Here is a 17848-nt window from a genome sequence, read left to right as displayed (position 1 = left end):
CTGCCTGCGATTATGCAGCCCGCCGCCGAGAACCCCAATCAGGTGGGTCTCCGGCAGGCCATAACGGGGTGGAACAGACAGGATGGGTGTGTAGCGGATCATCCGAGGAGAGCCTCCGAGGAGATGTCTCATGGCCCAGCAGCTGAGCCCCCAGGCCCCGGCCCCCGGTGCGGACCGCTCCACGCGGTCGGTCCTGGTGGCGATCGGCGCACTGCTTCTCGGCATGCTGCTCGCCGCACTCGACCAGACCATCGTCTCCACGGCACTTCCCACGATCGTCAGCGACCTCGGCGGGCTCGAACACCTGTCGTGGGTGGTCACGGCCTATCTGCTGGCCTCGACGGCCGCGACTCCGCTCTGGGGGAAGCTCGGCGACCAGTACGGGCGCAAGAAGCTGTTCCAGACCGCGATCGTCATCTTCCTGATCGGCTCCGCGCTCTGCGGCATCGCCCAGAACATGCCCCAGCTGATCGGATTCCGCGCCCTCCAGGGGCTCGGCGGCGGCGGTCTCATGGTGCTGTCGATGGCGATCGTCGGTGACATCGTCCCGCCCCGCGAGCGCGGGAAGTACCAGGGTCTCTTCGGTGCGGTGTTCGGGGCGACGAGCGTCCTGGGGCCGCTGCTGGGCGGCTTCTTCACCCAGCACCTCTCCTGGCGCTGGGTCTTCTACATCAACCTGCCCATCGGGGTGGTCGCCCTCGTGGTGATCGCCGCCGTGCTGCACATCCCGGTCGGCCGGACGAAGCACACCATCGACTACCTGGGCACCTTCCTCATCGCGGCGGTCGCCACCTGTCTGGTCCTCGTCGCCTCCCTCGGCGGCACCACCTGGCCCTGGGGCTCCTGGAAGATCATCGGCCTCGCGGTGCTGGCCGTCCTGCTGCTGATCGCGTTCGTGTTCGTGGAGCGGCGCGCCGCCGAGCCGGTGATCCCGCTGAAACTGTTCCGGATCAGGACGTTCAGCCTGGTCGCCGTGATCAGCTTCGTCATCGGGTTCGCGATGTTCGGTGCGATGACCTATCTGCCGACCTTCCTCCAGGTGGTGCACGGCATCACGCCGACGATGTCCGGTGTGCACATGCTGCCCATGGTCTTCGGGCTGCTGATCACCTCCACGGTGTCCGGGCAGATCGTCAGCCGGACGGGCCGCTGGAAGGTCTTCCCGATCGCCGGGACCGGCATCACCGCGATCGGCCTGCTTCTGCTGCACCGGCTGACGGTCTCCAGCGGCACCTGGGAGATGAGCGCCTACTTCTTCGTGTTCGGCGCGGGGCTCGGCCTGGTGATGCAGGTCCTCGTCCTGGTCGTGCAGAACGCCGTCTCGTACCGGGACCTGGGCGTGGCGACCTCCGGGGCGACGTTCTTCCGGTCCATCGGGGCCTCGTTCGGTGTGGCGATCTTCGGCACGATCTTCACCAACCGGCTCACGGACAAACTCGGCGCCGCGCTGGCCGGCCGGTCGATGCCGCCGGGCGTCGACGCCAAGGCCCTGGCCGCCGACCCGCGCGCCATCGGGCAGCTGCCGCCCGGCCTGCGCGGCCCGGTGCTCCAGGCCTACTCGACGTCGATCACCGATGTGTTCCTGTACGCCGCGCCCGTCGTCCTGGTCGCCTTCGTCTTCGCCTGGTTCCTCAAGGAGGACCCGCTGCGCGGCTCGGTGACGGCGCCCGACCCGACCGAGACGCTGGCCTCCAACCCGGTCGAGCGCTCCTCGTACGACGAGTGCGCGCGGGCCCTGTCCGTGCTCGCTACCCGGGAGGGCCGGCGCGAGGTCTATGTGAAGATCACCGAGCGGGCGGGCCTCGATCTGCTGCCGGCCGCCGGCTGGATGCTGCTGCGCATCAAGCGCCACGGCACCGTGGAGCCCGCCCGGCTCGCCGAGGTGGCCCCTGTACCGCTGCGCGTGATCAACGAGGCGGCCCGGCAGCTGGAGGGGCGCGGGCTCGTCCGGCGCGTCGGGGTGCAGATGGTGCTCACCGAGCCGGGCGCGGAGGCGGTGGTCAAGCTCGCCCAGGCCCGCGAGGACTCGCTGGCCGCGCTCCTGGGTGACTGGTGGGGGCCCGACCGGCCCACCGACCTGGTCGCCCTGGTCTCCGAGCTGACGGCCGAGACGAGCGGATCGAGCAAGGAGCGCCCGCACAGCCCCGAGCCGAGGCGCGACCACGCGGCGGGCCACCCCCACCGGGGCGAGTGACCCGAAGGCGTACGGGGAAGTCCCCCGGCCCCCGCACCCCTACTGCGCCGCCCCGCGCAGCTCCTTGGCGAACCAGCGTTCGGCGTACGGGCCCTCGTTGAACGCCGGCACCTCCCGGTAGCCGTGCTTCGCGTACAGGCCGCGGGCCTCGACCAGGTCGTGCCGGGTGTCGAGCCGCAGCAGCGCCACCCCCAGGGCCCGCGCGCGGGCCTCCACCGCCGCGAGCAGCAGCCCGCCGCCGCCCGTGCCCCGGAACTCCGGGCGGACGAAGACGCGGGTCAGCTCGGCGGTGCCGCCCTCCACGAGGACCAGGCCCGCGCAGCCCGCCGGGCGGCCACCGGAGCGGCCCACCAGGAAGTCCCCGGTGGGCGCCCGCAGCAGCGAAGCGCCGTCGTCGGTGAGCCCCTCGTCGATCTCCGCGGCCGTCGCCGGGCGCCCCCAGTAGCGGCCGGCGACCTCGCCGTAGTAGTCGCGCCGGAGCAGGGCCGCGTCGGCGGAGTCGAAGGGTTCGGGTGCCACGGTCCAGGTCATGGGGCCATTCTGGGCACCGCACACATGTATGGGCCACGTGATTTCGAGGGTGACGGGTACCGGTGACGCCTCACTCCTCGTACGCACATCCGGATCATCGGTCGGCCGCCGGTGCCGGCCGGGCCCGGCTCACCGCAGCGGCGGCGGGGTGAGGACCGGGGCCGGGGGCGTCACCGGGCGCCGGCGCCGGGCGCGTACCAGCAGCAGCACGGTCACGACCACCGCCGCCGCGCCGGCGAGCAGCGTCAGCAGCCAGGCCGGGATGCCGCCCCAGGTCAGCAGCGTCTCCCGGTGGATCACCGTCCGGTACGGGGTGTCCTCGGCGGTCGCCAGCAGTTCGTGGTCGCCGTTGATCCGCTCCGGCGTCGGGAAGTACTGGTGCATCGCCGTCACGAAGACCGGCTTGTCGCCGGTGACCGCCGACAGCGCCTCGTACGGCTCCGCCGCCGGGTCCACCCGGCCGGCGTAGGAGACCTTCGCGGGCCGCCCGCCGATCGTGCCGCGCGGCTCCATGCGGTGGTCGGCCAGCACGTACAGGTCCAGGGACTGCGGGGTGGCGGCCAGCTTCGACAGGCGCATCGGATAGACCAGCCGGTCGCTGGCGAACCGCAGCCGCAGCGGGTCGAGCGTGCCGCTCAGCGTGGCCCCCCGGTCCCGCGGCGCCAGCCGCACCGCAACGTACTCCCACTTCTGCTCCACGTACGGGGTCAGGGCGGTGGCGAGGCGGTCCGGCAGCTCGAAGCCGTTCTCCGTCAGCCAGCCCTCCAGCGCCTCCGGGTCCGTCGCCGCCAGCCGGGCCACGTCGAAGGGGCCCAGCCGCTCCCGGCCGACGACCTCGACCGGCGCGGGCGCCCGGGGCCCGGCGGCGCTGTCGCCCACCGCGTGGTCCGAGCCGCCGAACGGCCAGTCCTTCTCGCGCGGCCAGAAATAGTGCCGCTCCTCGTGGACCGGCGCGGTGATCGCCTCCAGCTCCGTGAACAGCTCGGCGTCGCCCAGCTCGACCGTGGCGCGGTTCGGCACGGGCATGATCCAGGCCGCGTCGGGCGCGTCGCCCCGGACGCTCAGCCGCATCACGATCTGCTCGGTGCGGCCGTCCCAGCCCACCGCCGACGTCTCCCGGTCCACCGCGACCCTGCTCTCGCGGTCCACCACCATCGCCCCGCACCCGCAGGCGTACGCCGGCGCGATCAACGATCCCAGCTGCAACGACACCAGGATCAGGGCCAGGGAGAGCGCACGGGCCGCCCAGCCGCGCGCCCCCTTGCCCGTCCCGCGTTCTCTCCGCGCGCGCCGCATCTTCCGTCCTCCCCGTCGTTGCTGATCACGGGCTCAGACGTGCGCGGACGCACGCCGGTTCCGGCCGTTCCGCACACCTGACCGGGCATCTTTTAGGACAAATGGGGGTGAATTTCGAAGAGCGGGTTGATTGTGCCTATCCCGTAACACAGTGCGAAGGTTCTACACATGCCGGACAGTCGGCCGGTGGCAGACCTCGGGAGGAACGGCACAGCGTGGCGAACGCGGAGCACGGCGGCAGCGGAAGCGCGACGGCGGGACCCAGGACCACCGCGGCACGGGCGGTGCTCTGGCTGATCGTGGCCGCGCTGGCCCTGCGGCAGATGGCGGTCGTCCTGCGCCGGCCGCCGGGCGAACGGCTCACCGATCTGGAGACCTGGATCGGCCCGCACAGCGTGCTCCACGTACCCGGCTCGCTCTACGACACCGACCACTTCACCGGCACGCCGTTCGCCGGGCTCGTCCTCAAGCCGCTCACCCGTACCGCCGAACAGAGCCTCGGCGTCGCCTGGACCTTCGGATCGCTGCTGCTGGTCGCCGCCCTCGGCGTCGTCGCGGCCCGCGCCCTGCCCGGCCCGGTCGGCCGGCGCACCGCCCTGCTCGCCGCACCCGTCGCGATCAGCCTGCTCATGCTCTCGCTGCCGGTGCGCGAGGCCCTCCACCTCGGCCAGGTCAGCATCCTGCCCGTCCTCCTGGTCCTCGTCGGCCTCTTCGCCGTGCGCGGGGAGCGCAGGGCCGGGGTCCTGATCGGCGTCGCCGCCGCTCTCCAGCCGACCGTGCTCCTCTTCGCGGTCCTGCTCCGGCTCACCGGCCGGCGCCGCGCCGCGCTCACCGCCACCGCCGCCTTCGCCGGCTGCACCGCCCTGGCCTGGGCCGTCATGCCGCACGACTCATGGACGTACTGGGTGCACCACGTCGCCGGGGCCGGACTCGGCGACCAGGCCGACAGCCTCGCCAACCAGTCCCTGCACGGGGCGCTGCTGCGATCCGGCCTGACCGGGCCGCCGGAGATCGCGCTGTTCCTGGCGCTCGGCGCCGCCGTCTGCGCCATCGGCCTGCGCCGCGCCGTGCGGTACGCGCACGACGGGCAGCTCCTGCTCGCCGTGGCCGTCACCGGCTGCGTCGCCGTCGCCGTGTCCCCGACCGCCTGGCAGCACCAGCTGCTGTGGGTGCTGCTCGCCGTGGTCGGCCGGGCGGGCCGGCGCGCCTCGGACCGCATGGTGTGGCCGGCCGTCGTGGTCCTGGTCACCACCCTGCCGGGCACCGTGCTGCTGCCGAACATCGGGGCGGCGTTCCCGGTACGCGACAACGTGCTGCTCATCGCCGCGCTCGGGGCCGCCTGCGCCGCCCCGTTCCTGCCGCGCACCTCCCCGTACTGGCGGCGGCCGCTGCCCACCGCGTACGCGGAGCCCGCCGCCTCCCGCCGGACCCCGCTCCTGCCGCTGCGGCGGGCCCTCGGCCGGCCCAACCTGCTTCTCGAACTGCTGCTGCTGCGGGTCGTCTACTCCGCGTACGCGCACATCCGGCTGGCCGCCACGGCTGGACGGGAGACCGCCGAACGGCACGGCCGGCAGATCCACTCCGTCGAGCGCCGGCTGCACATCGACATCGAACACGCCCTCAACCACGCGGTCGCCCGCACCGGCGAGCTGCGGGCCTTCTTCGACTACTACTACGCGACCTTCCACTTCCTCGTGCCGCTGGCCATCCTCGCCGTGCTGTACGTACGCCGCCCCGCCGACTACCGCTGGGCGCGCACCGCCCTCGGCCTCGCCACCCTGCTGGCCCTCGTCGGCTTCTGGCTCTACCCGCTCGCCCCGCCTCGGCTGATGCCCGGCCTCGGCTTCATCGACACGGTCCACGGCGTCCAGGACTTCGCCCAGCCCGACTACGGGGCGCTGACGGCCGTCACCAACCAGTACGCGGCGATGCCCTCGCTGCACTTCGGCTGGTCCCTGTGGTGCGGGGTGATCGTCGTGCTGCTCGCCCCGAAACCGTGGATGAAGGCGCTCGGCGCGCTGCATCCGCTGTTCACCGTCTCCGCGATCGTCGCGACCGCCAACCACTGGGTGCTGGACGCGGTGGGCGGGGCGACCGTCGTCGCGCTCGGCTTCCTGATCACGTACGTGCTCACCGGGCCGCGCCGGTCGCGCGCCGCCCCGCCGGCACCCGCGGCACCGGAGGACGCGGGCCGGGCGCTGGAGGCCCGGACCTGACCGAAGGGGTGAGGGGAAACGTGGAACGTCCCCGCACCCCTTCGGTATGTGGATCGTCGCTCCTCAAGCATCGGCCCGCCCCCGGCCACCCGCCACTCGAACGGCTCACGGCCGCTCACCGGCCCCCCAGCGCCCAGGCCGCCACCGACAGCGTGACCATCGACACCAGCGTGGACGCCACGATCGCGTCGCGGGCCGGCCCGGTGTCCAGGCCGTACTCACGGGCGTAGATGAACGAGTTCTGCGCCGAGGGCAGCGCCGCGCACAGCACCACCGCCAGCAGCCGGTCGTCCGCCAGCCCCAGCAGCGGGCCCGCCACCAGCAGTGCGACCAGCGGCTGCCCCAGCGTCTTCACCGCGACGACGACCGCCGTCTCCGCCCGGCTTCCGCGCCCCCCGCGCCCCTCGCCCCCGCCCGGCCCCCGGTGCAGCGACAGGCCGAGCGTGATCAGGGCCGTGGGCACCGCAGCCGCGCCCAGCACCTCGCACGGATGCGTCAGCGCGGCCGGCAGCCGCAGCCCGGACGCCGAGACGGCCACCCCGAGCAGCGAGGCCAGGATGATCGGGTTGCGCACGGGCATGGTGAGCATCCGGCGGACCCCGCCGCCCCGCCGCACGCCCGGCTCCCCCTTCCCGCCGCCGCGCGTCCCGGAGTCCAGCAGCGTCAGGATCACCGGCGAGAGCACCAGTACCTGGAAGAGGATGACCTGCGCCACGAACGAGGCGTCGCCCAGCACCTGCACCGCCACCGGAATGCCGAGATTGGCGGAGTTCACCTGGCCCGAGGTCATCGCGCCGATCGCCGCCCCGGCCCGGTCCCGGCCGAAGACCCGCCGCGCCAGGACGAACCCGGCACCGGCGGCCACCGCCGTACTCGCGGCGAACGCCACCATCGACGGATGACCGAAGACGTCCGGGCTCGCCCCCGACACCAGGGTGAACAGGGCCGCGGGCATGGCCACGTGGAAGACGAACCGGCCGAGCACCGCCTCCGCCCGCTCCCCGAGGAGTCCACCGCGCCCGACCGCGTAGCCGATGCCGGTCAGGACCCAGATGGGGGCGAAGCCGGAGAGCAGGGCGGACATGCCCGCCATGATTCCGTGCGCCCGTTCTGCATTCGGACCGGGGTACGAGTGGAGGTGCGGGCGGGCGTACGGGGATGCTCACCGGCACCCGGACAGGCCGAAGCCCCGGCCGCGCGAGGCGGTCGGGGCTTCGGTGATCACCGGCTGTCCGGGACGGGCCCGATCAGTACCAGTTGTTGGCCTGCCAGAAGGACCAGGCGGCGCAGGGGCTGCCGTAGCGGGAGTTCATGTAGTCCAGACCCCACTTGATCTGCGTACCGGGGTTGGTCTTCCAGTCGGAACCGGCCGACGCCATCTTCGACGCGGGCAGCGCCTGGACCAGGCCGTAGGCACCGGAGGAGGCGTTGGTCGCGGTCGGGTTCCAGCCGCTCTCGTGGCTGACGATGTTGCTGAAGCACTGGAACTGGGCGCCGTCACCGATCATCTGCCGCGCCGTGTCCTGGGCACTCCCGGCGGACGTCGGCACGGCGGACGGGGCCGCCATGGCCGTGGAGGAGACCCCCAGGCCGAGGCCGGTGGCGCCCAGCAGAACGGTGGCGCCGGCAGCGGCGGCCTTGCGACGGGAGATGCGGGGCGCGGAGACGAGGTTACGGGCGAACGACACAGGGAACCTAACGGTTGGGAACGGGGGAGTCGCGGGCTCGGTCCGAATCCTGCGTGGACCGGCGCTCGTTGACCGTGATCCGGGTGAGGACCTGCGGTGCTCGGCGACGGGTTCCAGTCTTAGCGGCGCCGTTCGGCCGTGGCAACGACCCCCGATACGACCCCGCCTCGCACCCGGGGCCGAAGGTCCCGAACCCCCTCAAAACGCTTCATAGCAGGTCACGGCGGATGCGCCGGGGCCCTGCGGTCCGGCCCCGCGCCTCCTACCCCGCCTAGTACGGGACCAAAGTCCTGTGGGTGCCCTCACTCCGAAGCCGCGCCGAATGTGACCTGGGCCTCGAAGGAAGCCCGCCGGGTCGCCCTGCGCAGCGCCTTCAGCAGCGGCGCCCCGACCGTCAGCGTGAGGACCACCGTGAGCACGGCCCGGCCCAGGTCCCAGCCCAGCGACGTCGTCGCGCAGTACGCCAGGAAGCGCACCAGGTTGTCGCCCAGCGGATCACCCGGCCGGAACGAGATGCCCGAGGCGAGCCCCGGAACGATCGTCCACCCGTACAGATTCATGACCGTGCCGTACGCGAACGACGCGACCGCCCCGTACCCGGCGAGCATCAGCAGCTCACCGCGCCCGCGCAGCCGGTCCGGGCCCGGCAGCAGGCCCGCGCCCATCGCGAACCAGCTCATCGACAGCATCTGGAACGGCATCCACGGCCCCACCCCGCCGGTGAGCAGCGCGGACGCGAACATCGTCACCGACCCCAGCACGAAGCCGAACCCCGGCCCCAGCACCCGCCCGCTCAGCACCATCAGGAAGAACATCGGCTCCAGGCCCGCCGTGCCCGCCCCCAGCGGGCGCAGCGCCGCCCCCACCGCGGCCAGCACCCCCAGCATCGCCACCGCCTTCGCGTCCAGGCCGGCGTCCGCGATCATCGCGACCACCACCCCGACCAGCAGCGGCAGCAGCGCGGCGAACAGCCACGGTGCGTCCTGCGCGTGCGCCAGCCCCGAGTCCGCGTCCGCGAGCAGCGGCCAGCCGAAGGCGGCCACCCCGATGGCACTGATCAGCACCAGCGCCACGACCGCGCGCGGCCCCAGCCGGACCGGACCGCCGCCGCGCCGCTCCCCGCCGCTCACGCGCCACCCCCGAGCGCCGCGCGCACCTGCGAGACCGTGAGCCACTCCTGCGGGGCGAGCACCTTGGCCGTCTGCGGGGCGAACGCCGGCGAGGACACCACCACCTCGGCGGTCGGCCCGTCCGCGACGACCTCCCCGTCCGCGAGGATCACCACCCGGTGCGCCAGCTCGGCGGCCAGCTCCACGTCATGGGTGGCCAGCACGATCGCGTGGCCCTCCGCCGCGAGCGCCCGCAGCACCCGCACCAGCCGGGCCTTCGCCGCGTAGTCCAGACCCCGCGTCGGCTCGTCCAGCAGGAGCAGCGGCGGCCGTGCGGTGAGCACCAGGGCGAGGGCCAGCGCGAGGCGCTGCCCCTCGGACAGATCGCGGGGGTGCGTGTCGTCCGCCACACCCGGCAGCAGCTCGGAGACCAGGGCCCGGCAACGGCCCGGCTCCGCCCCCGCGTCGGCGTCCGCCGCCGCGCACTCGGCGGCGACAGTGTCCGCGTACAGCAGATCGCGGGGCTCCTGCGGTACGAGACCGACGCGGCGCACCATCTCTCGCGGCGGGGTGCGGTGCGGGGCCCGGCCCCCGGTCAGCACGGTGCCCGAGGTGGGCTCGACCATGCCGACGAGGGCGCCGAGCAGCGTGGACTTGCCGGCGCCGTTGCGGCCCATCAGGGCCACCGTCTCGCCCGCGTGCACGGTGAGCGAGACCCGGCGCAGCGCCTCGACCCGGCCGCGCCGCACGCCCAGCCGCTCGACGCGGGCGGCGGCGGTGTCGCCGGGCGCGGGCGCGGACTCCGGTACGGGCCCGGCACCAGGGGTACGCCCGAACAGCCGGGCGAGGACGCCGCGGCGGGGCGCGGGGCGGAGCGGCGGGAGGGGTGCGGCCGGGTGGACGGCGCCGGACGAGTCCGGCGCTCCCCGGTGGGCGGCCGGCTCCGCGTCCGCCAGGCGGGCCCGCAGATCCGCGGCGCGGCGGCGGGCGTCACGGACCGAGAGCGGCAGCGGCTCCCAGCCGGCGAGGCGCCCGAGCGCGACGACCGGCGGGTGCACCGGGGAGAGGGCCATCACCTCGGCGGGCGTCCCCATCACCGGGGCGGCGCCCGGCGAGGGCAGCAGGACGACCTGGTCCGCGTACTGCACCACGCGCTCCAGCCGGTGTTCCGCCATCAGGACCGTGGTGCCCAGGTCGTGGACGAGCCGCTGGAGGACCGCGAGGACCTCCTCCGCCGCCGCCGGGTCCAGCGCGGACGTCGGCTCGTCGAGGACCAGGACGCGCGGATGCGGGGTGAGCACCGAGCCGATCGCGACCCGCTGCTGCTGCCCGCCGGACAGCGTGGCGATCGGGCGGTCGCGCAGCCCGGCCAGGCCCAGCAGGTCCAGGGTCTCCTCGACCCGCCGCCGCATCACGTCCGGGGCCAGGCCCAGCGACTCCATGCCGTAGGCCAGCTCGTCCTCGACGGTGTCCGTGACGAAGTGCGACAACGGGTCCTGGCCCACCGTGCCCACCAGGTCCGCCAGCTCGCGGGGCTTGTGCGTACGGGTGTCGCGCCCGCCGACCGTGACCCGCCCGGTGAGCCGGCCGCCCGTGAAGTGCGGCACCAGCCCCGAGACGGCCCCGAGCAGGGTCGACTTGCCGACCCCGGACGGCCCGACGAGCAGCACCAGCTCACCCTCCGGGACCGTGAGGTCGATCCCCGACAGGGTGGGGCGCTCCACGCCCTCGTACCGCACCGAAACATCGTCGAACCGGATCACAGCTGCTCCTCGAAGCCGGTGGGGGAGGGCGGGACGGGCGCGACCACCGCCGGCAGCAGCCCGAGCAGCACGGCCGCGGCCGGCCACAGCGGCAGCACCGGGGCGACCAGCGGGACGACGCCGGGGTGCAGCGCGGCCGGATCGGCGTGCCCGGCCCAGATCATCGCGGCCGCGACCGCCGCGCCGGACCCGGCGACCAGCCAGGCCCGTACCCCCCACCGGTCGGGCCGGTAACGGGTCCGCACCGAACGCGCCCCGCCCAGCCGCAGCCCCGCCAGCGCGGCGGCCAGCCCGGCCACCAGCAGCGGCACGCCGTAGCCGGCGCCCTCGGCGGCCAGCAGCCCGTACGTACCGGCGCACACCCCGAGCAGCCCGCCGAGCGTGAGGACGTTCGTGGTGTGCCGGACGGCGGCCGGGACGCGGGCGGTGCGCCCGTAGCCGCGCGCGTCCATCGAGGCCGCCACGGCCACCGACCGCTCCAGGGCGCCTTCCAGGACCGGCAGCCCGATCTGGAGGACGGCCCGCACCCCGCCGGTCGGCCGGCCGCGCAGCCGGCGGGCGGTGCGCAGCCGCAGCACGTCGGCGACCATGTTCGGCGCGAACGTCATCGCCACGACGACGGCCACCCCGGCCTCGTACAGCGCGCCGGGCAGCGACTTCAGCAGCCGGGCCGGGTTGGCGAGCGAGTTCGCCGCGCCGACGCAGATCAGCAGGGCCGCCAGCTTCGCCCCGTCGTACAGCGCGAACAGCAGTTGTTCGGCGGTGACCCGGCCGCCGATCCGGACGCCCTTCGCCCAGTCGGGCAGCGGCACCTCGGGCAGCGTGAACAGGGTGTGCGTGCCGGGGATCGGGGAGCCGAGCACGATGGAGAACAGCAGCCGGACCGCGATCACGAAGAGCCCGATCCGAATGAACATCCCGTACGAGCGGGCCCACGGCGCGTCCGTGCGGCGGGCGGCCACCACATAGCCCGCGACCCCCACCAGCAGCCCGAGCAGCAGCGGGTTGGTGGTCCGGGACGCGGCGGTCGCGAGGCCCAGCGCCCACAGCCACCACGCCCCGGCCGGCAGCGCGTTGCCGCGCGCGGCGGCGGGGGCGCGCCAGGCGGGGAGCCGGTGTGTCGCGGGGTCCGTGCGGCCGGCCGTGGTGCCGGTCATCCGCGCCGGCGACGGGCCTGTGCGACGGCGGCGATACCGAGGAGCAGTACGGCGCCGACGCCGACGAGCACACTCGCGGAGGGCCCGCCGCCGTCACCGGAGGAGGAGCCGGCGGCCGCCGGGGTGGGCGCCGTGCTGCCGTCGGACGCCGTGCCGTCCGGGGCCGCGGTGTCGGAGGCCCCGCCGTCCGTGCCGCCGTCCGAGGAGCCGCCGTCTCCGTTGCCGGAGACCTGTTCGCCGCAGCCCGTGGCCGGGTAGCCGGAGATCGCGCAGAGCATGGCGTTGGTGTCGTAGCGCAGCGGCTTCGCCACCGAGGCCAGGGCCTCCGCGCTGCTCGCGTCCTTCGCCACCCGCGCGCACGCGGTCCGCAGTGCGGGCGGGGTCTCCCCGTCCGGCGCGTCGGCGGCGACACCGGGGTCGATGACGAGCGCGACGCGCTTGCTGCCGTCCTTCGCCGGGGTGTCGGCGCAGATCTTCGCGAAGTCGGGGGCGCGGCGGGGCTTCGTGGCGTCCTGCGAGTTCGTGCTCACGGCGAACCGGAAGCCCTGCACCGAACCGTCCTCGGGCCGGACGAGCGAGGGCCCCTGCGTCGCGTACGACCAGCCGCTCGCCGAACCCTCCCAGAACGACCAGTAGCGGTAGCCGGCCGCCTGTGCGGTGCCCGCGCCGAGCACGGCCAGGACGGCACCGATGACCAGCAGCGCGACCGCCCGCGCGAGGCGGCTCACAGCTGCTGGTTCTTGCGGCGGCCGCTGATCAGGAAGCCGGCGCCCGCGCCGACCGCGAGGCCGATGCCGACGAACCACCAGACGCCGCCGATGCCGTCGCCGTCGCCGCTGTCCTTCTTCTCCTCGTCCTCGGTCCCGGCCGGCTTCGGCTTCTCTACGGCGGCGGGCTCGGGGCCGGTCGCGTTCAGCTCGGTCACCAGGTTCGCGCCGCCGAAGTCGCGGACGTCGGCGCCGGTCGCGCGGGCGGCGAGGATCAGCTGCGCGTACGCGGCGGGCCCGCTCTGCTCGGCCCAGACGGCGGAGTTCTTCTTCAGCCAGGCGACGGAGGCGGCGGCCTTGTCCTTGTGACCGGCGGCGGACAGGGCGACGACCGCGTCGGCGGTGTTGCCGAAGTCGGGCTGCGGCTCGCTGTCCTCCGCGCCGGGCATCGGGGGCGTGTTCAGATGGCCGCCATTCGCGGCGAGCGTGCCGGCCAGGTAGGCGGCGCCGTTCTGGGCGGCCTGCTCCGGTTCGAGCGGGGAGCCGTCGTGGCAGGCGGGGGCCTTGACGGCCGCGTGGTCCGTGACGACCAGGCCCTTGCCGAGCGCGCCGAGGACACCGGCGGCGGTGGCGTCACCGTTGGCGGCGAGCTTGCCGGCCTTGTCGGGCTGGTAGGCGAACGCGCCGCCTTCCTTGCCGCCGCAGGGGATGGAGAAGGTGAGCAGCGCCGCGTACGGGGTCTTGCCGCCGTCCGTCGTCACATCGCCCAGCTTCTGGCCGGCCCGGGCGAGGGCGCCGATCACGATGGACGTGGAGTTGGCGTCGCTCGGGCTGCCGGCGGTGTAGCCCCAGCCGCCGTCCTCGTTCTGGACGGACTTGAGCCAGCCGACCGCGCTGTCCAGGGCGTCCTGGTGGCCGCCGATCGCGCGCAGCGCCTGGGCGGCGGCGGCCGTCGCGTTGGTGTCCACCACCGTCTTGTCGGTGCAGGGCGCGGAGGTGTCCGCGCGGTACGCGGGGAACGCGCCGTTGTCGCACTGCTGGCCGGTCAGCCAGTCGACCGCCTTCGTGGCGGGTGTCACACCCACGGCCTGCTGGGCGAGGAAGGCGAGTGACTGCCGCCACACCCCGTCGTACGTCGGGTCGTTCGTCCCGTACAGCCCGGAGGGCAGCGCGGCGGACGGGGAGGGGGAGGGTGCCGCGACGGCGGCCGGGGCTGCGGACGCGCAGAGCGCTGCGGCGGTGACGGCGAGCGCGGCGGCGCTGCGGCGGACGGTCATGGCGGCGGGTGCCTCTCCCTGGGGGGAACCGGGCACAGGCACACACAGGCACCAGGCTCCGGCTCCGTATACCTCGACGGTGCCGGCCGCCGGGGGTCCGGCGGCGCGAGCCGGTCACGACTCGGACAGGGCATTCCGACTTCCACCGCGGGGCGGCGGTCACGGCTGCGGGTCAGTGCCGGATTCGCACCGGCTTCCCCCTGAACGAGCATGATGACGACTCGCACACTCTACCGGGCGGGCCCGGCGCGCCGTGGGGCGCCGCCCGCGGCTGGCTCCTTCCCCACCCCGGCCCGCTCGCCCTTTCCCGAAATCGGGGCACCGTCCCGCATGTCTGCGGAATGCATGGGCACGCGAACGGAAGCCATGACGACGGAGCCCGGAAAAGACAACGGCGCTCCCCGGCGACAGGGGAAGGATGAGTACCGAAAAGGACACCGGAAACAAGCACGATGAAGAGCGTGTCGACGCGCTCACCGCGATGCGGCAGGCCGCCGCACAGCTCACGGAAATGCTTCGGTGCGAACCCGATTCGGTCTCCGCGGTGAAAGCCACCGGGGACGGCTGGTCGGCGGACGTCGAAGTGGTCGAGCTGGAGAGGGTTCCGGACACGATGAGCGTGTTGGCCTCCTACCGGGTGCAACTCGACCCCCGGGGACGGCTCATGTCCTACGAACGCGTCCGCCGGTACGCCAGGGGCCAGATCGACCGACGCTGAGGGACTCCGTTGTCGAACGGAAAAAGATCACCGAAATGAGTTCCCATGACACTCGTGCAGCAGAGCAATGCGACGTCCGGCGGGAGCGGCGGATCGGGAAATCTCTACGACGTTCTCGAGCTCATACTCGACCGCGGCCTGGTCATCGACGCGTTCGTCCGCGTCTCCCTGGTGGGCATCGAAATTCTCAAAATCGATGTCCGCGTGGTGGTCGCCAGTGTCGACACCTATCTGCGATTCGCCGAGGCGTGCAACCGGCTCGACCTGGAATCCGGCCGAAAGGCCCCGAGCCAGCTCACCGACCTGGTGGGCGACATGACGGAGAACGGCGCCAAGGGAAAGTCCAAGGGCGCGCTGTCCGGAGCCGTCGAGGCGTTCAGCGAATCGCTCCAGGGCAAGGGCGACGAGCCCGAGGAGGAACCGCGCAAGCGGCCCGCCCGTAAGTCCACGTCCAGCAGCAGGCAGACCCAGCGACGCGAGGAGTAGCAGCCGTGCCCACGTACATCTACGCCATCACCGGCGCCGGCCACCCGTTGCCGCTGGACGGCCTGAACGGTGTCGGCGAACCGCCCGCCGCCCTGCGGACCCTGCGCACCGACCGGCTGGCCGCGGTGGTCAGCGACGCCCCGGCCGGGCTGCGCGCGAAGCGGCGGGACGTCATGGCCCACCAGGGCGTCCTGGAGACCCTGATGGAGAAGGGCGCGACCCTGCCCATGCGGTTCGGCCTGGTCGGGCCGGGCGACGAGGAGGTCGTCGCGGCCCTGGAACGGGAGGCAGACGCCTACGGGCAGCGGCTCGCGGAACTGGACGGGCAGGTCGAGTACAACCTGAAGGCCGGCCGGGACGAGGACGACCTCCTGCGGGAGATCATGGCCGAATCCGACGAGGTACGGCGGCTCAGCGAGCGGTCCCGCGCTCGGGGCGGCCAGGACGACCGACTGGCGCTGGGCGAGCTGGTGGCCCGCGAGGTGAGCGCCCGCCACGCCAGGGAGGCCGAGGAGGTGTCCGGCCGGCTGGCCGGTGCCGCCACGCGCGGCGCGTTCGCGGAGCCGGGCCCCCAGCACTTCCTGAACCTGTCCTTCCTCGTGCCCCGCGAGGGGACGGACGCCTTCGTGGCGGCGGTCCGGCGCGAGGCCGAGGCGCGGGGCGACGCCTACACGTACACCCTGACCGGGCCGCTTCCCCCGTACAGCTTCGTCTGAGGGGCGCGGGCCCGTCCCGGCCCGGAAGAGCGGAGGTGATCCGCCGGCATGGGACTCATCACCGGGCTGCTGACCCTGCCGCTGGCCCCCGTCCGGGGGACGGCATGGGTTCTCGACCAGGTCGTCCGCGCCGCCGAGGAGGAGTACTACGACCCCGAACCGGTACGCGCCCGGCTCGCGCGGCTGGAGCAGGAGCTGAACAGCGGAGCCATCGGGCCGGAGGAGTTCGACCGGCGCGAGGACGAACTGCTCGACCGGCTCGACGAGATCGAGGAGTACCGGAACGGCCCGCGGCAGGCGCCGTGACCGGCCACCGGACCACACACGACAGGGGGAGACCCGAGGTGCATCGCACATGACGAAGAACGCGAAGATAGGCGCGGCCCTGGTGGGCGGATATCTGCTGGGGCGGACCAAGAAGGCCAAACTCGCCGTGGGACTGGGCATGTTCCTCCTCGGCAAGAAGGTCGACCTCGACCCGAGGCGGATCGGCCGGATGCTGGCCGAGTCGCCCGCCCTGGGCCCGCTCAACGACCAGGTCCGCAAGGAACTCGTGGACGCCACGCGGACGGCGGCCACCAAGGCCGTCACCCAGCGCGCCGGCAGCCTGGCCGAATCGCTGCAACGGCGCACCCAGTCGCTGGAGTCGGGCCCCGCCACCGGGGACGACGAGCCGACCGACGACACGAACGACACCGAGGACACCGGCGACACCGAGGACACCGGCGACACGGACGACACCGGCGACACGAAGCACTCCGGGGCCCGCGACGAGAAGCCGAAGCGCGGTGGCTCCACCCGTAAGCGCACCGCCGCTTCGGGTGCCGGGAAGGCCGCCCCGAAGAGCCGGACCGCGGCGAGCGGCAGCCGCTCCGGGACGCGCCGGACGCGAGGAGGCAGCCATGCCTGACTCCGCGCTCAAGGGCATCAAGGACGACGTCGTCAACAGCCCGGCCGCCGACCGGCTCAAGGAGGAACTGCGGAACTACCTCCGGGCCCGCGCCGAACACTCCGTGACCCGGCTCGGGCACCGGCTCGGCGATTCGGTCTCCAAGCTCGCCGAACCGGGCGGCGGGAGCGGCGCCCTGAAGAGCCTCGCCAAGGGCGGCCAGGCCCTTGAGGACGGGCAGTCACCCGCGCGGGCCGCGCTCGGAGCGGGCGCCTCCCATCTCAAGGACACGGTGAAGGACAAGGTCAAGGGATTGTTCGGCAAGGGGCGCAAGTCCGGCGGAGGCAAGTCCAAGAGCGTCACCGTCGTCGAGGACATCGACGTCGGCGTGCCCGTCCGCGAGGCGTACGACCAGTGGACCCAGTTCCAGGAGTTCAGCTCGTTCGCCAAGGGCGTCGTCAGCGTGGAGAAGGCCGACGACACCACCAGCAACTGGAAGGTCAAGGTCGCCAAGTCCACCCGCAGCTGGAAGGCGAACGTCACCGAGCAGGTGCCGGACGAACGCATCACCTGGACCACCGAGGGTGCCAAGGGAACCGTCAAGGGCGTGGTCACCTTCCACGCGATCACCGACGACCTCACCCGCGTCCTGCTGGTCCTCGAATACTTCCCCAAGGGCCTGTTCGAGAAGACCGGCAACATCTGGCGCGCCCAGGGCCGCCGCGCCCGGCTCGACCTGAAGCTCTACCGCAAGTTCATCATGATGCGCGGTGAGGCGACCGACGGCTGGCGCGGCGAGATCCGCGACGGCGAGGTCGTGGTCGGCCACGACGAGGCGGTCGAGGAGGAAGAGGCGGACGACGGGGAATCCGGCGCCGAGGACGAGCCCTCCGGCGAGGAGGCCGACGCCTACGAGGACGACGAACTCGCCGACGGGGAAGAGCCGCTGGACGACGAACTCGCCGACGAGGACGAGGAAGAACTCACCGACGCCGACGAGGAAGCGGAGCCGGAGGACGAGTTCGAGGAGCCGGAGGACGAGCCCGCAGAGGAGCGGCGGCCGGCCCGCCGCTGACACACCCGACCCCAGGAAAGGCGTGA

The 17848-nt window shown here is 73.5% G+C and carries 17 protein-coding genes and 1 riboswitch; of the genes, 8 read left to right on the top strand and 9 right to left on the bottom strand.

Annotated features, from left to right (window positions below):
* Positions 1 to 130: 130 nt before the first annotated feature.
* A complete protein-coding gene (locus OG710_RS07505; protein WP_330238627.1) occupies positions 131 to 2194 on the top strand; it encodes an MDR family MFS transporter in 2064 nt (687 codons plus the stop codon).
* Between the two features lie 39 nt (positions 2195 to 2233).
* On the opposite strand, the gene OG710_RS07500 is transcribed toward OG710_RS07505, so the two are convergent.
* Entirely contained in the window at positions 2234 to 2725 is a 492-nt protein-coding gene (locus OG710_RS07500) for a GNAT family N-acetyltransferase (protein WP_330238626.1), read from the bottom strand.
* A 129-nt stretch (positions 2726 to 2854) separates the two neighbouring features.
* Positions 2855 to 3943, bottom strand: coding sequence for a DUF2330 domain-containing protein (locus OG710_RS07495; protein ID WP_330242186.1), 1089 nt, complete (start codon positions 3941 to 3943; stop codon positions 2855 to 2857).
* Between the two features lie 362 nt (positions 3944 to 4305).
* Between OG710_RS07495 and OG710_RS07490 the strand changes: the two genes are divergently transcribed.
* Positions 4306 to 6237, top strand: a complete 1932-nt coding sequence (locus tag OG710_RS07490; RefSeq protein ID WP_330242185.1) for a bifunctional glycosyltransferase 87/phosphatase PAP2 family protein — start codon at positions 4306 to 4308, stop codon at positions 6235 to 6237.
* Between the two features lie 115 nt (positions 6238 to 6352).
* Here OG710_RS07490 and OG710_RS07485 read toward each other — a convergent pair whose 3' ends face one another.
* The 7 genes from OG710_RS07485 to OG710_RS07455 form a co-directional block, all read right to left on the bottom strand.
* Complete coding sequence (locus OG710_RS07485; protein ID WP_330238625.1) at positions 6353 to 7321, bottom strand: AEC family transporter; 969 nt, start codon at positions 7319 to 7321, stop codon at positions 6353 to 6355.
* 163 nt (positions 7322 to 7484) lie between these two features.
* Positions 7485 to 7925: a transglycosylase SLT domain-containing protein gene (locus OG710_RS07480; RefSeq protein WP_111332047.1), complete on the bottom strand. Its 441-nt coding sequence runs from the start codon at positions 7923 to 7925 to the stop codon at positions 7485 to 7487.
* A 302-nt stretch (positions 7926 to 8227) separates the two neighbouring features.
* Positions 8228 to 9055, bottom strand: coding sequence for an ECF transporter S component (locus OG710_RS07475; RefSeq protein WP_330238624.1), 828 nt, complete (start codon positions 9053 to 9055; stop codon positions 8228 to 8230).
* Positions 9052 to 10797 carry an ABC transporter ATP-binding protein gene (locus OG710_RS07470; protein WP_330238623.1) on the bottom strand — a complete coding sequence of 582 codons (1746 nt, stop codon included), beginning with the start codon at positions 10795 to 10797 and terminating at the stop codon, positions 9052 to 9054. Before OG710_RS07470 ends, OG710_RS07475 begins: the two co-directional genes overlap by 4 nt.
* Positions 10794 to 11954 (bottom strand): energy-coupling factor transporter transmembrane protein EcfT, encoded by a 1161-nt coding sequence (locus tag OG710_RS07465; protein WP_330238622.1) that lies wholly within the window; start codon positions 11952 to 11954, stop codon positions 10794 to 10796. Before OG710_RS07465 ends, OG710_RS07470 begins: the two co-directional genes overlap by 4 nt.
* Positions 11951 to 12682, bottom strand: a complete 732-nt coding sequence (locus tag OG710_RS07460; protein WP_330238621.1) for an SCO2322 family protein — start codon at positions 12680 to 12682, stop codon at positions 11951 to 11953. The genes OG710_RS07465 and OG710_RS07460 overlap by 4 nt, the downstream gene beginning before the upstream one ends.
* On the bottom strand, positions 12679 to 13938 hold the full coding sequence (locus OG710_RS07455; RefSeq protein ID WP_330238620.1) for a prenyltransferase/squalene oxidase repeat-containing protein: 1260 nt from the start codon (positions 13936 to 13938) through the stop codon (positions 12679 to 12681). The genes OG710_RS07460 and OG710_RS07455 overlap by 4 nt, the downstream gene beginning before the upstream one ends.
* Positions 13939 to 14066: 128 nt before the next feature.
* A riboswitch (cobalamin riboswitch) is annotated at positions 14067 to 14138 on the bottom strand.
* 218 nt (positions 14139 to 14356) lie between these two features.
* Between OG710_RS07455 and OG710_RS07450 the strand changes: the two genes are divergently transcribed.
* The 6 genes from OG710_RS07450 to OG710_RS07425 are packed head-to-tail and all read left to right on the top strand — an operon-like array spanning position 14357 to position 17822.
* Positions 14357 to 14656, top strand: coding sequence for a gas vesicle protein GvpO (locus OG710_RS07450; RefSeq protein WP_330238619.1), 300 nt, complete (start codon positions 14357 to 14359; stop codon positions 14654 to 14656).
* A gap of 45 nt (positions 14657 to 14701) precedes the next feature.
* Complete coding sequence (locus tag OG710_RS07445) at positions 14702 to 15142, top strand: gas vesicle structural protein GvpA (RefSeq protein ID WP_330238618.1); 441 nt, start codon at positions 14702 to 14704, stop codon at positions 15140 to 15142.
* A 5-nt stretch (positions 15143 to 15147) separates the two neighbouring features.
* A complete protein-coding gene (locus OG710_RS07440) occupies positions 15148 to 15858 on the top strand; it encodes a GvpL/GvpF family gas vesicle protein (RefSeq protein WP_330238617.1) in 711 nt (236 codons plus the stop codon).
* Between the two features lie 48 nt (positions 15859 to 15906).
* A complete protein-coding gene (locus OG710_RS07435) occupies positions 15907 to 16164 on the top strand; it encodes a gas vesicle protein GvpG (RefSeq protein ID WP_330238616.1) in 258 nt (85 codons plus the stop codon).
* A gap of 49 nt (positions 16165 to 16213) precedes the next feature.
* Positions 16214 to 16768 (top strand): hypothetical protein, encoded by a 555-nt coding sequence (locus OG710_RS07430; RefSeq protein WP_330238615.1) that lies wholly within the window; start codon positions 16214 to 16216, stop codon positions 16766 to 16768.
* Entirely contained in the window at positions 16761 to 17822 is a 1062-nt protein-coding gene (locus OG710_RS07425) for an SRPBCC family protein (RefSeq protein WP_330238614.1), read from the top strand. Before OG710_RS07430 ends, OG710_RS07425 begins: the two co-directional genes overlap by 8 nt.
* Positions 17823 to 17848 lie beyond the last annotated feature (26 nt).

The organism is Streptomyces sp. NBC_00525 (genome assembly GCF_036346595.1).
In the GTDB taxonomy this organism is placed as follows: Bacteria; Actinomycetota; Actinomycetes; order Streptomycetales; family Streptomycetaceae; genus Streptomyces.
Note: the sequence above shows the minus strand (reverse complement) of the source record. Positions and strands in the feature narration are given on the sequence as shown.